This window comes from Acinetobacter courvalinii (assembly GCF_014635545.1).
Classification (GTDB): domain Bacteria; phylum Pseudomonadota; class Gammaproteobacteria; order Pseudomonadales; family Moraxellaceae; genus Acinetobacter; species Acinetobacter courvalinii.
Map to the genome: position 1 here is coordinate 826,381 of NZ_BMDA01000001.1, position 15,708 is coordinate 842,088.

The window sequence follows — 15,708 nt, forward strand, 5'->3', positions numbered from 1 at the left end:
TATTCTAAACACTTAAATACTTGGGTGCTGAATTTTCCAGGCACGATGGATTTTCTGATTGCGTTTAAAATCCAGACCAATGGTTTCAGAAGTGATTTCTTCGACCTGATACATGGCCTCAATCTCTTCATCTAGCTCAAAACCACGATAGTTATTTGAGAAGTAGAGCGTACCGTCACTGGTTAGGCGGTTCATGGCACGTTTAAGCAATGAAACATGGTCACGCTGTACGTCAAAGGTACCATAGAATTTCTTCGAGTTAGAGAAGGTTGGTGGATCAATGAAGATCAGATCATATTGCTCATGACCTTCTTTAAGCCACTCAAAGCAGTCGCTGGCGAAGAACATATGTTGTTCATCAGCATGATCTACGGTTAAACCATTCAGAACAAAGTTCTCTTTCGACCAGCTTAAATAAGTATTAGATAAATCGACACTGGTGGTACTGGCTGCGCCACCTAAAGCAGCATGTAAGCTGGCCGTAGACGTGTAGCTATACAGATTCAGGAAATGCTTGCCGCGTGCTTCTTTGGCAATACGCAAACGCATCTGGCGGTGATCCAGGAACAGACCCGTATCCAGATAATCGGTCAGATTCACCAGAATACGCGCATTGCCTTCCTGAACGATAAAACGTTTAGAAGCCGTACTCTGTTTGGTGTACTGATTTGTTCCAGCTTGGCGAGCACGGGTTTTAATAAAGATGGCATCACGATTGAGTCCTGTGACCGCTCGGATCGCTGCCAGACCAAGGTTAAAACGTTTTTTGGCTTTCTCTGGGTCAATTTTCTTTGGTGGTGCATATTCTTGTACATGCAATTTGTCACCATACAAATCAACTGCAATATTAAAGTCTGGTAAATCAGCATCATATAAACGTAAGCAATAGATATTTTCTTTCACTGCCCACTTTTTTAAAGTTTGCATATTCTTTTGCAAACGGTTGGTAAAGTCTTCGGCACCTTCAATCGGTTCAAATTGTTGTGGTTGCCAATTGGCCAGGAAGGGCTGGGTTACGGTCGCAGGTTTGACTGTACCAAAACGGGTATAGATCGGTAATTTACCGTTCATCAAACGCAAGGTTTGTGGGTCGTTAAATGCCAGTACGTCTGCCTGCTCAATTTGAGCGGCGATGATGGCTGCGCGCTGATTTGGGAAATTCTTTTGCAGTAAAACAGATAAACCGAGATATAAAGAACGATTCGATGCTTTATCACCTAAACGTTCGCCATACGGTGGGTTGGTGACAATAAAGGCTTTTTTACCTTCAGCATGGAAATCATCCCAGTCGGCCAAAGTACGTTCTTCAATCTGGATTTGATCCAGTAATTTTTCAAAACCAGCAGCGATGATGTTCTGACGCGTCGCTTTTACTGCTTCCCAGTCGGCATCATAGGCATAAAATTGAGGTAAAGGTTGCCGTAAGGCGTTTTCATGACGCTCGGCAGCTTCGGCTTTGAGCGACATCCATAATTCATGGTCATGCCCATGCCAGCCATTAAAACCAAAACGGCGAACCAGACCAGGTGCGCGGTCCGTCAGAATCAAGAGTGATTCAATAATAAAGGTGCCCGAACCACACATTGGATCGAGGATAATATCGGGTTGATATTGGGCCAGTTGTGCTTTCTGTAAAATCGCCGCAGCCAGATTTTCTTTAATTGGGGCATCGGTCATAAAACGGCGATAGCCACGTTTATGTAAAGAATCACCAGATAAGTCCAGGCAATAGGTATGTTCGGTCTTACCCGCCAATACATAGAGTGTAATTTCCGGTTGCTTGATATCAATACTTGGACGTTTGCCCACAGCTTCCATAAAGGAGTCGACTACACCATCTTTAACACGAAGTGTCGCAAACTGGGTATTGACCTTAATTTCACGTTCAACATGCAAACGAATGGCAAAAGTACTTTGCGGTGCAAAAATCAAAGACCAGTCAAAGCTGATCGCACCTTCATAGAGTTCTTCAGCAACATCACGTGCGTCATGGGTATGTTCAAGTTCATGGGTATGAATCGGTAACAGTACGCGAGAGGCAAGACGCGACCACATACAAATGCGATATGCATTTTCGAGTGTGCCTTTAAAAACCAAACGTCCAGCGAAGCGTTGAATGTTCTGAATCCCTAACTGTTCGAGTTCTTGTTGTAATAAGGTTTCAAGTCCATCCGCACAGGTCACCCAATAGTTTGTCAGACGTTGTGTAGAATTCATGCACATTTCCAAAAAAGCAGTTCAGCAATCGGCTATTTTAACTGATTTTTGTTTGTTCTGTCGGTGCATATTTGTGTGATTGTTAGCTTTATCAGCAATTCATCCTACTTTTTTGACGAAATGTTGTCGGCCTCAACTTTTTTAATGTTAGTTGATGTCGTGCTGAGAATTGACTTGTTAAAAAGTTGGTACATGTTTTGCTTTCTAAATCAGTACTACATCAGTGAGCAATTTTACTTAAAGCTGATGAAAATTAAGAATTTTAATTTTAGGTTGTGGGGGATGTTATGAAAGAAAGCATGAACAATGAAGTACTGGTCAATGCCGAAGCTTTTACGATTGCAACTCAAATGTATGTGCGCTTAAGACGTGTTTGTGGACGTGTCATCGATGTGATGTATCTGGTCAATAATCAGGAGTATGCCAAACATGTACTGGACATTGCTCTCGATACGCAAGATCCAGAGTTGCAGCGCTTTGTGGCACGCCTGAGTCCATTGATTGCGTTATATCCTGAAGCTTGTTCTTCACATGTACTGGAGCATAAATTGAATGTTGAAAAAGATGTGGTTTCAGATTCTTATTCAATGGAAGTGACCGAGGAAGAAATTTATCAGGCTCAGGTGCATCATCACTATATTGGTGCATTACGCTAAGTTATAAGTCATTTAAAATAGAGAAAATAAAAAGGATGTAAGGGGAAGTACATCCTTTTTTACTTAAGTGCTGAAAACTTCAACGACGCAGCAAAACTAAAGTCTGTATAATGCCTTAACTTAACGTGTTAGGAATCTCTTATGCACTTGGCGGCATTGCATACTTTGAGTCAGATCCAGCTCAACCAACAAGGAAATCTAAAACACTTTTTAACAATTGAGGGTCTTTCTAAAGAAACCTTGACCAAGATTTTAGATACAGCGCAAAGCTTTTTAGATGAAAATAATAATTTGATCAACCGTCCGTTACTTGAAGGACTGACGGTCATGAATCTGTTCTTTGAAAACTCCACCCGTACCCGTACCACCTTTGAAGCGGCAGCAAAACGTCTGTCTGCCAACGTCTTGAATATCGATATTGCGCGTTCAAGTACCTCAAAAGGTGAAACGCTACGTGATACCTTGTGGAATCTGGAAGCCATGGCGGCAGATATTTTCGTGGTACGTCACTCCTCATCAGGGGCAGCACATTTTATTGCCAAAGATGTCTGTCCAAAGGTCGCGATTATCAATGCAGGAGATGGTCGTCACGCGCATCCAACCCAAGCCATGCTGGATATGCTGACCATTCGCCGTGAAACCAAGAAACCCTTTGAAGAACTGACGGTTGCCATTATTGGGGACATCAAGCATTCACGTGTGGCACGTTCGAATGTCGCTGCATTGCAAACATTGGGTTGTAAAGATATCCGTGTGATTGCACCAAATACCTTATTGCCCGTCGGCTTTAATGAATATGGTGAGCATGTTCGCCTGTTTAATAAAATGGATGAAGGTGTGAAAGATTGTGATGTGATTATTGCCTTACGTATTCAAAATGAACGGATCGACTCACCAGCCTTATCATCACAGGCTGAATTCTACAAAATGTACGGCTTAAACAAAGAGCGTCTGGCACTGGCGAAGCCGGATTGTATCGTGATGCATCCTGGACCAATGAACCGTGGTGTGGAAATTGACTCGAGCGTGGCAGATGGTGATCAGTCGGTGATTTTAAAACAGGTCACCAACGGTATTGCCGTTCGTATGGCAGTACTGGCACTTGCGATGCAAGGGCAGTTACAAGAACAAGGTTTAATTGAAGCGATTGCACTGTAAGGGATAGATCACATGAGTATTGTAAAAATTGAAAATGTCCGTGTGCTCGATCCGATTCAACAGACTGATCAGGTGCAAACGGTTTATATTGAAAATGGTAAGCGCATTGATGCCGTTGACCAGGTTGATGAAACACTCAATGGTCAAGGCAAATGGTTAATGCCGACCATGGTGGATTTGTGTGCACGTTTACGTGAACCAGGCCAGCAACAGCATGGCACCTTGAAATCGGAAGGAAAGGCTGCACGTGCCAACGGTATTTTGCATGTCATCACACCGCCAGACTCAAAACCAATTGTGCAGGACAATGGTGCCCTGATCCATGGACTGATTGAAAAAGCGCAACTGGACGGCGGCATCTACTTGCATATCATTGGCGCACAAACCCAAGGTTTAAATGGCAAGCAACCTGCCAATATGGCCAGTTTAAAGAAGGGTGGTTGTACCGCGGTTTCAAATGCCAATGCGGCATTTGAAAATGATGATGTGGTGATCCGTACCCTTGAATATGCCGCTGGCTTGGGTTTAACCGTAGTGTTCTATGCCGAAGAACCACAAATTGCCAAAGACGGTTGTGCGCATGAAGGTTTTATTGCCTCTCGCCAAGGTTTACCGATGATTCCTGCGATTGCAGAAACCGTTGCGATTGCCAAATACCTTCTGATGATTGAAGCAACTGGGGTAAGAGCACACTTTGGTTTATTGTCTTGCGGTGCATCGGTTGATTTAATCCGTGCAGCAAAGGCCAAAGGCTTACCGGTAACCGCAGATGTAGCTATGCATCAGTTGCATCTTACCGAGCAATTGACTGACGGCTTTAACGCGCTTGCTCATGTACGTCCACCATTACGTTCGGAACAGGATAAGCAATTATTACGTCAAGGTGTAAAAGAAGGTGTCATTGATGCCATCTGTACCCATCATGAACCTTTGAGCAGCTCGGCGAAAATGGCACCGTTTGCAGAAACCCAACCGGGGATTACGGCATTCGATACCTATGTCGCTTTAGGCATACAACTGATTCAGGAAGGACTGTTCGAGCCGTTGGAATGGGTCGCAAAAGTAACCTCGACGCCAGCACAAGTTGCCAATATGACAGAACGCTGGATGCAGGAAGCAGGCTGGGTGCTGATTGATCCGGAACTGCAATGGACGGTATCTAAAGAGACCATCCTTTCACAAGGTAAGAATACTCCGCTTATCGGTCAGCAATTGACCGGCAAGGTTATGAAGACCTTCGCATAACAGATTAAGTCTTTTTTATATCAAGCGGAACAGGAGCTAAGTCTTGTTCCGCTTTGTAAACTGTGATGTAGATATTGTATTTAAATTTTATAGATTTGATGAAAAACAAGAAAAACAGCTTAAAGTGATGATATAAATGAGAGATGTCTTACATAAAATTATAAAAAAGAGAAATAATCCATTCTAATAATTGGAGCTTAAACAATGTCTATACATCCGATGGAGTTGCTTAAACAAAAAGTTTCATCTGTGATTGTGAATGATCAAACCAGTCTTGTGAACGAAAAAAATGATGTTTTATCAAGATTTTACCCTGTCTTATTATATCGTTTTCTGGAAAAGCCGGAACTGGTTGATAAATTAAGAGAGAAATTAACTCCTTCAATTTCAGACCTGCTGGAAGACAATGAACGGGTCAAAAATGCATTACTGTTAAGACTGGCCGCTGGAAAAGTGTCTGTGGCTGAAGTGGAAATTACGTTAAATCGTGCTATCCCTAAAAGTTTGGCGGTTCTTTCCAATGAAGTGGGTAATGATGCGATCAGGATCATTTATTATTTAAGAGATCATAAGGCCTCTATTTATTCTTTATTACCGTGCTGGACCACTGAAGTCTTGTCACAATTAAATGAAAGTGCTTTACAAGAGCAAGTGCTCGATGTCATTCCTGCGATTCCGAGTGTTCCCGATGCGAAAAAAAACAACAAGATTTTTCCATTTCTTACGCTGCTTTTTGGTTTTTCCCTGATCTTTTTATACCAGCTCAGTAAATGAGGTCGGATGCGATTAATATCAGTTTTTATATTATTTTGATTTTTAAGGTAAAAATAAAGAAATTAAGTACTTTTGGATATGCTTGGTGATACTAACGCGAGGGCCTGAACTGTTAAATAAACATGCAGATTTCATATTTTTATTTGTAAATTGTGATGTAAGTATTGTATTTAAATGATATCAAAACGAATAAAAAAAATACAAAAGATTAGAATGAAAAAGCAGCAGTTCACTTGAGCTTAATTTTTTAGCATTTCTTGAGTGTTCTGAATATTATAAATTTAATGTGTTGGAGTGAATAACAATGTCAATAAACCCAATGGAACTGTTAAAGCAGAAAGTGACTTCGTTGATCGTAAATGATCAAGACGGTCTGGCAAACGAAAAAAGTGCTCTTTTATCCAGGTTTTATCCCATTTTACTTTCTATCTTGGCGGCAAGGCCTGAACTTATTCAGAAATTAAAAGATTCGATTTCACCGTCATTATCAGATTTATTAGGCCATAATGAACAAGTCAAGAACGCGCTTCTGACCAATTTAAGTAACGGGCAGCTTTCCAGTGCTGAAACAGAACAGACGTTGAATCAGGCGATTCCAAAAAGTCTGGCCGCTTTAACCAATGAAGCGGGAAATGATACACAAAGTATTGTAAATTATTTAAAACAGCATATGGATTCGATTCGCGCTCTGTTACCCGCATGGGCGGTCGGTCTGTTAGCACCTTTGGGTCTGGTCTCCAGCGCCTCTGCATCAACATCAAATTTTGCCCAAGGCTCTGCAGCACCAGCGACCAAATCACGTGCCTGGTTGCCGATTGTAGCCATTATCATTCTCGGTTTACTGGTGGCCTGGTTGTGGAAGTCATGCCAGCATAAACAAACCACTGCTCCGGTAAATGATGAGGCGAATTCAGCTTCACAAGTGGCGACAGATGCGGCGCCAGCAAGCTTATCCTTAACCACAGATGCTTCAGGTAACTTGGCGCAATGTCAGGTGGGCGTGGGGGATCAAGGGTTTTTGGCAACCATACAGGCCAAAGTGAAAGAAGTATTTTCTGCAAATCAGCAATGTAGCGTTGATACAACAACCAAGCATGCTGGAACATTTATGGATCAGGCGGGCCTTGCCGGTGTTTTAGGTCTGCTTAAAGGGGTACCGAATGTTTCTCTGGACTGGATTGGTGACAAGATCACCCTGAAAGGTGGAGATGCGAATCAACTGAACGATCTACTTGGGAAAATTAAAGGGCTCGTACCTAATACCGAAGTGGTGGTTGAAGCACCTATGACTGCGGCAGACTCTGTGAGCCATAGTTTAAATGCCGCACAGGATGCTTTGGCAAATATTGATGCCAGTCAGGTTGATATAAATGATGTGATCAAGGCTTTAAATTTACAGATTATCAATTTTGCAACTGCATCAAACCAGATTCCAGATGAAAATAAAGCCATTCTAGATAAAGCTGCAGCTTTAATGAAAAATACCAAAGATGCAAAATTAACGGTAGCGGGCTATACAGACTCAACCGGTAATGCCAATAGCAATAAAACCCTATCGCAAAAACGTGCTCAAGCCGTGGTGGATTATTTGGTCAGTCAGGGTGTCGCTGCTGATCAGCTTACAGCGGTAGGTCATGGCGCAGATAATCCGGTAGCAGATAATACCACTGAAGAAGGGCGTTTTAAAAACCGTCGTATTGAGTTCTCAGTTACGCCATAAAATCAGCGTTAAAACATAATATAAAGGAGCTATTCAGTTGATAGCTCCTTTAATTTTATCTAATAAATGGATTAAAAATCCGATCACTAAATTTATTTAAATCAAATATAAGAAAAGACTCGAATAAGTCGAGTTAAATTGAGTAGAATACGCCCGAAAAAAACAAGATAACAGGGTAATTAATATGAATAAGTTTTTTATATTCACCTCTTTAACCGCAGCAGTTTTATTGACAGGATGCGATAAATTCAAACCTAAAGATAAAGTTGAAAATGTTGAAGCCGCAGTGTCCGAATGGAGCTGTACCAATCAGGATAACCTGAATAATATTCAGGCTGCATTAAAAAAGGCATATTTAAAGCAGATTGATCGTAGCTTGCGTGAAAGTGAATATCAGGCAGATTATGATGTGCTGGACAAGATTAACAAAGGTCTGAAATTTGAAATCAAAAATGTGCGTACTTTAGATAATACGGACACTGAGCAAGCTTCAAAAACATTATTAGATTGTGATAGTCAGCTGGTGATTTCATTCCCTAAAGGCTTACAGAAACGTGCTGAAAATGCTTATCTCGAAGAGCAGAAATATCAAAGAGATGGTGAGGATGAAGGGCAGTCAACCTATACCTTGGGTGATTATTTCTCAGATAGCGACTATCCATTAAAGCTTGAAGATGACCAGTTGCGTGGTGACTTTACCTATAACCTGACCAAAACGGATAAAGATGGTGTGGTATTGAATATTCCGGATCAAAATGCCGTGATTGACGGGGTGGTGTTTATGGCAACCAAAGCAGTGCATTACATGGCCTACCTTAAAGAAAACCGCCTGATTGAACAGAATAGCGAAAAGGCTCAGCAGGAGTATGATGCAAATTCATCTGCTCAGATGGATCTGGCGCAAAAAGCAATGGATATCCGTAAAAAAGAGCTGGATGCGGAAAAGAGCAAGCAGGTTGAACGTTTGAACCAGACCTGGGACAAGTTCAGTGCCGAGCAGAAGGCACAATTGCAGCAGGACCAGTCAGACTGGTTTGAGAAACGCGATGTGGATTGTAAAGTACTCTCACAGAAAAGTGTCTATGATACGCCTGAGAAAGACCGTGAAACCTATCAGAAGCAGGCGGGTTACTGGAACGACGCGATGCATAAGCAAGATCAGGACATGCAATATACCAAATGCTTTATTCAGCGCACGATTGAACGCGTTGTTTACTTAAATAATGTCAATTAAGTGAACAAGCAAAAAAGGACGAATTGATTCGTCCTTTTTTTATTGGCATGCTTAAGCAAATCACGTGTTTAGATAAAGTTTATGAAAATTACATTGATCGGTGCAGGGCGTGTTGCCACACATTTAGCTAAAGTCTTACAGTTACAGCACCAGATTGTTCAGATCTTTAGTCGAGACTTACAGCGTGCCCAGACCCTGGCCAATCTTGTTAGTGCTCAGGCAATTGATGATGTGAGGCAGCTTAATCCGCAAACAGATTTGGTGATTATTGCGGTCAGTGATCAGGCAATTTCCAGTGTAATTGAGTCGATTGCACCTTATTTACCAGACAACCTGATTGTGCATACCTCGGGAAGTACCAGTGTGTCGGTTCTGCAAAATACTCATCATCGGGCAGGTGTGTTTTATCCCTTGCAAACCTTTAGTTTTGACAGGGAAGTAAACTGGGCAGTAACGCCGGTGTTTGTTGAAGCTGTTGAGCCACAGGATTTAACTTTTTTAACGGAATTAGCAAACAGTTTAAGCCATCGTGTCTATCAATATAGCTCTACGCAACGTCAAACTTTACACTTGGCAGCAGTATTTGCTTGCAATTTCAGTAATTACTGTTATGACATGGCAAAGCAGATTGTCGATGCCGAGCAGGTAGATTTTAGCTTACTCCATCCACTGATTTTAGAGACCGCAAATAAAGCCACAGCCAATCATCCCAAGGATATGCAGACTGGCCCCGCAATGCGAGGAGATCATAATATATTAAATATGCATCAGCAGTTATTGGGAAATTCTAGTCGTTTTGACTTGCAGAATATCTATGCTTTAATGAGTGAAGCTATATTAAAACGGCATCAATAGCATCTTTTAACAATAAGTATACAAAATAGACAAATCAGTCTGTTTTGTATAATATTAATAAAATTTTATTTTATATTTTATAAAAAGATGTTGGCTAATATATTTCAAGCTTTAGAGAGTCTGGGCCTTACAGCACAAAAACGTGCCATTCATATTCAGTTTTCGAATCAAAATTTAAATACCCAAGTTTTCCTGCAACGCATAGATGGTCAGCATGCGCTGAATGCCGGTTTTAAGGCTGAGCTGATCTGCCTGTCGACCAATGCCAGCATTCCCCTGAAACAGTTCATCGGCAGCCAGGCCGCCATTGATACCGTCACCGATCAGGGACAACTCAGCCGTGTCACGGGCATTATTACGCAAGCCTTGCAAGGCCAGTCGGACGGTAGTTTAACCCTCTATAAACTCACGCTCGAAGATCCAACGGCTCTGTGGAAACAACGCCGTAACAGCCGCGTGTTTATGAATAAAAGCGTACGTGATGTGGTGGAAGTTGTCTTTAAAGAATGGCAGCAAAAAAGCCCCTTATTTGCCTCCAGCCTAACGTTGGACCTCAGTGGACTCAGTCAGGATTACGATGTCCGCCCATTCATAATGCAGTCCAATGAAAGTGACTATGACTTTCTCACCCGTTTGCTACGTAGCGAAGGCATCAACTGGCTGGTGGATGAAGCAGAAATAACCGTTCCACAAAGTAGTGCTGCGATTCAGCCGCAAAAACTGCGTCTGATTGATGACAATAGCCAGTATCAGGCCTTAGAACGTCGCCAGATCCGTTATCACCGCAGCAGTGCTACCGAACAATACGACAGCATGACCAGTCTGGTCGGACAGCGTTCTCTACAACCGAGCAGCGTACATGTGCAACGCTGGCAGGCTGATGCACTGGAACAGGAAGATGGTGCAGGCAGTGTCCAAAGCACGCATAAGCACAGCGAACAACATGACAATGCCAGTCTAGGACTAGAACAGGCCTGGCATTTTTCACCGGCATGGATGCAAGACCTGAATGGTGAAGATGGTGCAACCCAGTCCGGCAATGCCCAGATAGAAAAGCTCAATCAGAACCTCGGACAATATTACGATCTACAATCGAAACAGTTTGTGGCGAAGACCACCGTCCGGGACACCCATGTCGGTTACTGGTTTGAACTGGCCGAACACCCTGAAATAGACCAGCACGATGGCAGTGATAAAGAATTCCTGATCACAGGCAAACACTTCTATAACCAGAACAACTTGCCCAAAGATCTACACCAGCAGATTCATCAGCTATTGGCCCAAAGCAACTGGCAGCCAAGCCAACAAAGCAATACAGCAGAACGCCAAGCCAATCAGCTGATTCTGCAACGCCGCAATATCAAAACCGTACCCGAATACAATCCATTACAACACCGTCCAGCCGCTTCACCACAACGCGCCAAAGTGGTCGGACCAAGTGGCGAAGAAATCCATGTGGATGAATGGGGCCGTATCAAAGTCCGTTTCCTGTTTACCCGTAGTGAAGACCATAGCCACGATGGTGGTGCAGGAGCCAATGACAACGATACCGATTCAGCTTGGGTCGATGTACTGACCCCGTGGGCCGGAGAAGGCTACGGTGCACGCTTCTTGCCACGTATCGATGAAATCGTGGTGATTGATTTCTTTGATGGCAATATTGACCGTCCCTTTGTAGTCGGACGTATTCACGAAGCGCATCGCAGCCCAAGCAAATTCGATAACGCAGGCAAGCTGCCAGACACCAAGAAACTGGCCGGGATCAAATCGAAAGAATATCAGGGCGAAGGCTTTAACCAGTTACGCTTTGATGACACCACTGGACAGATTAGCGCACAACTGCAAAGCAGCCATGCTGCCAGCCAACTCAATCTCGGTAAACTCAGCCATCCTAAAGCCACAGCGGAAAGTGAAGATCGGGGCGAAGGTTTTGAACTGCGTACCGATCAATGGGGTGCAGTCCGTGCAGGCGAGGGTTTACTCGTTTCCACGCACAAACAGGATCAAGCCCAAGGCGAACATCTTGATGCACAGCCTGCTAAACAGCAGCTTGAAGGCAACCAAAACAATGCTAAAGCCTTAAGTGAAGTTGCCAAGAACCAGCAGACCGATGAGATTGAATCAGTTGATCAACTGAAAGCGTTTGCTGATGAAATTGAAGCGGATATTGCCAAGTTTAACAAGGCGATGCTGCTATTGAGTTCGCCAGCAGGCATTGGTCTGAGCACCAATGAAGATATTCATTTATCTGCGGATGGGCAGATCAATCAGTTTGCAGGCGACAGTATCAACTTAAGCACGCAGAAGAATTTGGTGGCACATATCAGTGGAAAAGCCAGTCTGTTTGCCGCACAGAATGGAATTAAACAAGTTGCTGCCAAAGGTAAGTTTGAAGTTCAGGCACAATCGGATGGAATGGATTTACTGGCCAAGCAAGGTATTCAGATTATTTCAACCGAAGACCGCATTGAGATTACCAGTCCGAAAGAAATCGTGATTACCGCTGGTGGTTCCCAGATCAAGTTGGATGGTTCGGGTATATTGCCAACCACAGGTGGCAAGTTTGAGGTCAAGGCGGGGCAGCATTTGTTTATGGGGGGAGCGAAGGTTGAGGCCCCAGAAAGGAAATTTAATAGCTCTCCATGTTATTTGACTTTTGAGATTGTGGATTTAGAAGGTAAACCTGCGAAAAATGTAGAATATATTGCATTTAGAGCAGACGGAAGTCAGCAAACTGGTCGCACAAATGCGGCAGGCCAAACTCAAAGATTCACAACAGAGAGTTCAGAGAAGATTTCGATTCATATTAATGATGAAAATGCTTCTAAATATAAGCTGGTAACAAAGGGTTAGAAAATAATGAATAAATATAATGTTATTGAAAAAACGATTATTTTTTATAACCAAAGAAACAAAGTCTTGCCAAATGTGAATTACACACTCTTTTTTTTTCCTAAACAGGGGAGTCGTATTACCTATACTGGGGTAACCGATGATAAGGGGCAGACTAAGCCAGTTGAAATTAGTGAAAATGGGACGTTACATGTTTTTGTTCAGGGTCATGAAACCATTTTTAGCCCTAAAAAGCTGATTAAACCTGTTTTGGCTGAAGGGACAAATGTTATTGAAATTCAAGATAGTCGTTTAGAGAACAATATCAAGTTTATAACAAAAGAGCAGTTCGAGCTTCAGCAGGAAAAATCCAAAAAATTACGTGCTGAACTAAAAGAGCAGGCGAAGAAAAATCCTAAAGGCAATTTTTTTAATTTATCTAAAATGCCATCAACATTTAATCAGGGTGTACAAAAACTTGAACAAAGTTTCGATATGTCTTATGAGGAATATAAAAAGAAAAATACTACGATTATAAAGTCCAGAAAATATTTGAAATTTAAAATGTATGTGTTGTACCGCTTTGTTGATAGCCGAGGTAAAGGTATTCCTAATATGAGCTATCAGATTTTTGGAGAGGGGCAAAGTAAACCCTTAGTCGGTTTTAGACCAACACCAACAGATCAAAAAGGTTATACCAAACAAGCGGATACTTATCTGAAAAGCCAAATTAAATATCAAATGGGAAGCACGTCAAAGACAAGTGAATTATATGAACCAATTACTTGTGTAGATAAGCAGGATATCAGGTTGGTTGTTTTCCCAACAGCTTCAGCGAATACCAATCCAGATATTAACAATAAAGCCAGTTTAGGTGAGAATCAGAAACCACCCATTGTGATCAATCCATCTGACAATGAGGTTTTGGTACTTCCTCCTGCACTTTATGCGGAATTTGATCGAAAAACAAAAATTTTATCTGATGCAATAAAGGAAGTTCATCATTCTAATAGTGAATTAACAAGAGCAATTCAAAGTAGAGATCTTGAGCAAATCAAGGAACTCGAGAAAAGGTTGAATATCAATCAGGAAAAAGCCATTGAAAAAATTAATGGTGAATTTAAACAAGCTGCAGATCTTAAAGAGGTATGGATTGTTGAGACAACTGGTGAAAAGAATCAGAGTGCTTCCAAATATAATTTGGTAAGACGTTATCTGCGTGTTTCTGATTATAAGAGCTATAGCCAGAGGCGCTTAAATGAAGAAAAGGAAGTCAAGATTAAGCAGGAAAATGGTCAGGTTGTTCCGCCAAGTCTTATCAAAAAGGAATTTGATAAACTTGCAAAACAGTTATTGACCGCTAAAAAATCAGTGGGTGGGGATAAAGCCGTTTATAACCTGATTGGTGGCTTGGGTGGCGAAATCGCTGAAGAATATGTTAGTAGTAGTAATATAACGGTGAGTCAGGAAGCTCAGTGGATGCGTATGGTGGCCGGTTCTAGTGCCGAAGGCATGATCAGTGCATCTCCAAAGGGTGTTAAAGCAAAACTGAGCGGGGATGCATCCGCCAAATGGACATTATTCGAAGGTGTAAAAGAGTGGCGTAAATTTTATCCTTGTGAATCTGGCTGGGCTCTTGAACTTGGAAATTATGATTTAGGTACGATTCGTTTTTTAATTGGTGCAGAGTTATCGGGCTTCTCTGGGGCAAATCTTGGGATTGCAGGAAATTTATCAGTAGATATTAGCCATCAAGGTGCGACGCAAGTATTAACTGCAGCAGTGCGAGAACCTGGACAATCGATGTCAAATATGCTGAATCGTGAGCGTAAACCCGTATTTCAGCCAGCAAAAGGTGATCTAAAAGAAATTGCGGCGGCTCAGGAAAGTGGTAAGCCCCAAGCAACGGTAGGAATCAATGCTTTTGTGGGTGCACAAATACAAGGTGTGCTCAAAGGTGGCATTGAATGGTTTAAGCCGAATATAGATAAAGGAGGAGAAGGCGAATTTGTTACCATTGCTGCTGCGACAGGTGGAGGCGGGGTTAGTGCGGGAGCTGGAGCACAAGGACAATTTCAGATTATTTATGATGACGGATGTTTTAAAATACGCGCTGCTGCTCATCTATGTTGGGGGGTAGGGGCAAAAGGGGTTGCAACTTTTACGGTAGGTACCGAGCATATTCTTAATTATATCGGATTTATTAAATTACAGTTATTACAGGCTGGGTTTAGAAGTCTAGTCTATATTGCCAGTAAAGCATTCTCTTTACTTTCACAAGCGTTGGCATATTGTATTGGTGATAATCATCCAATAACTGAAGGTTTTCAAGATGCAGCAGTCTTTTTTACTGGCTGGGTAGGGAGATTAGATATTGATCAAGGTCGTTTAAAAACTGCGAATCATGTGAACTCAGCTAAAGGCCGGGAGGAACTTATCATTGCGCCTCCTGAAACCAAAGGAATTCTCCTATATGCAGTCACTCATTGGACGAGTAGTACGGCTCCGATTTTTGATATTCATGTGTCATTTAGCAGTTTAGAGATCAAGTTTTTTCCTGCCCGAAAGACAGCGGTAATTAATATCTTAAAAACCTGTATTACGACTGCAGAATGGCAAAATACTATTCAACATATTCATCCCTTGGGTGAAAAGTTAACCCGAGATCAATTCGGTAAAGTTGAAGGGGATTTGATTCGGTTTTTAAATTATGGAGAAAACCCTAAATATGCTGAAGATATTATTCGTTGTATTAACCAGGGTATTGATTATGCGGGAACCAATATTAATCAATGGTTAAAAGATTATTTAAAATACCGTAAGGGTGCTAAAGCAGTTACAGGTACGACCTGGAATTATATGTTAGTAAGAAATCAGGATGATCAGCGTTTTGAACAGTTCAAGATACAACAGGGAATATCCAGAGGTTTTGAAGAGCAAACATTGATGGCCAGCAATCTTGAAATTTTAGCGCCTTTTGAGCAGGATGAATCAGAAAAGGTGTACCATGTTTAAGG

At 42.1% G+C, this 15,708-nt stretch carries 10 protein-coding genes; 9 read left to right on the forward strand and 1 reads right to left on the reverse strand.

What is annotated here, in order from left to right:
* Positions 1-12: 12 nt before the first annotated feature.
* Entirely contained in the window at positions 13-2,217 is a 2,205-nt protein-coding gene (rlmKL, locus tag IEV39_RS03600) for a bifunctional 23S rRNA (guanine(2069)-N(7))-methyltransferase RlmK/23S rRNA (guanine(2445)-N(2))-methyltransferase RlmL (RefSeq protein WP_005286623.1), read from the reverse strand.
* A 287-nt stretch (positions 2,218-2,504) separates the two neighbouring features.
* Here rlmKL and IEV39_RS03605 point away from each other — a divergent pair, with 287 nt between their 5' ends.
* From IEV39_RS03605 to IEV39_RS03645, 9 genes are all read left to right on the forward strand, one after another.
* A complete protein-coding gene (locus tag IEV39_RS03605) occupies positions 2,505-2,873 on the forward strand; it encodes a hypothetical protein (RefSeq protein WP_005286620.1) in 369 nt (122 codons plus the stop codon).
* Between the two features lie 141 nt (positions 2,874-3,014).
* Positions 3,015-4,031 carry an aspartate carbamoyltransferase catalytic subunit gene (locus tag IEV39_RS03610; protein WP_005286615.1) on the forward strand — a complete coding sequence of 339 codons (1,017 nt, stop codon included), beginning with the start codon at positions 3,015-3,017 and terminating at the stop codon, positions 4,029-4,031.
* Positions 4,032-4,043: 12 nt separating this feature from the next.
* Positions 4,044-5,276, forward strand: a complete 1,233-nt coding sequence (locus tag IEV39_RS03615) for a dihydroorotase (protein ID WP_005286607.1) — start codon at positions 4,044-4,046, stop codon at positions 5,274-5,276.
* 204 nt (positions 5,277-5,480) lie between these two features.
* Complete coding sequence (locus tag IEV39_RS03620; protein ID WP_005286604.1) at positions 5,481-6,050, forward strand: hypothetical protein; 570 nt, start codon at positions 5,481-5,483, stop codon at positions 6,048-6,050.
* A gap of 304 nt (positions 6,051-6,354) precedes the next feature.
* Positions 6,355-7,770 (forward strand): OmpA family protein, encoded by a 1,416-nt coding sequence (locus tag IEV39_RS03625; protein WP_005286601.1) that lies wholly within the window; start codon positions 6,355-6,357, stop codon positions 7,768-7,770.
* Between the two features lie 184 nt (positions 7,771-7,954).
* On the forward strand, positions 7,955-9,004 hold the full coding sequence (locus tag IEV39_RS03630; RefSeq protein WP_005286598.1) for a hypothetical protein: 1,050 nt from the start codon (positions 7,955-7,957) through the stop codon (positions 9,002-9,004).
* Positions 9,005-9,085: 81 nt separating this feature from the next.
* Complete coding sequence (locus tag IEV39_RS03635) at positions 9,086-9,859, forward strand: Rossmann-like and DUF2520 domain-containing protein (protein ID WP_005286595.1); 774 nt, start codon at positions 9,086-9,088, stop codon at positions 9,857-9,859.
* A gap of 87 nt (positions 9,860-9,946) precedes the next feature.
* Positions 9,947-12,712, forward strand: coding sequence for a type VI secretion system Vgr family protein (locus tag IEV39_RS03640; protein WP_005286592.1), 2,766 nt, complete (start codon positions 9,947-9,949; stop codon positions 12,710-12,712).
* Positions 12,713-12,718: 6 nt separating this feature from the next.
* Positions 12,719-15,706, forward strand: a complete 2,988-nt coding sequence (locus IEV39_RS03645; RefSeq protein WP_005286589.1) for a hypothetical protein — start codon at positions 12,719-12,721, stop codon at positions 15,704-15,706.
* Positions 15,707-15,708: the final 2 nt, after the last annotated feature.

Coding starts and splice junctions, on each gene's coding strand:
- IEV39_RS03640 (WP_005286592.1), top strand. CDS start 9,947: ATGTTGGCTAATATATTTCAAGCTTTAGAGAGTCTGGGCCTTACAGCA.
- IEV39_RS03645 (WP_005286589.1), top strand. CDS start 12,719: ATGAATAAATATAATGTTATTGAAAAAACGATTATTTTTTATAACCAA.
- IEV39_RS03625 (WP_005286601.1), top strand. CDS start 6,355: ATGTCAATAAACCCAATGGAACTGTTAAAGCAGAAAGTGACTTCGTTG.
- IEV39_RS03610 (WP_005286615.1), top strand. CDS start 3,015: ATGCACTTGGCGGCATTGCATACTTTGAGTCAGATCCAGCTCAACCAA.
- IEV39_RS03635 (WP_005286595.1), top strand. CDS start 9,086: ATGAAAATTACATTGATCGGTGCAGGGCGTGTTGCCACACATTTAGCT.
- rlmKL (WP_005286623.1), bottom strand. CDS start 2,217: ATGAATTCTACACAACGTCTGACAAACTATTGGGTGACCTGTGCGGAT.
- IEV39_RS03615 (WP_005286607.1), top strand. CDS start 4,044: ATGAGTATTGTAAAAATTGAAAATGTCCGTGTGCTCGATCCGATTCAA.
- IEV39_RS03630 (WP_005286598.1), top strand. CDS start 7,955: ATGAATAAGTTTTTTATATTCACCTCTTTAACCGCAGCAGTTTTATTG.
- IEV39_RS03605 (WP_005286620.1), top strand. CDS start 2,505: ATGAAAGAAAGCATGAACAATGAAGTACTGGTCAATGCCGAAGCTTTT.
- IEV39_RS03620 (WP_005286604.1), top strand. CDS start 5,481: ATGTCTATACATCCGATGGAGTTGCTTAAACAAAAAGTTTCATCTGTG.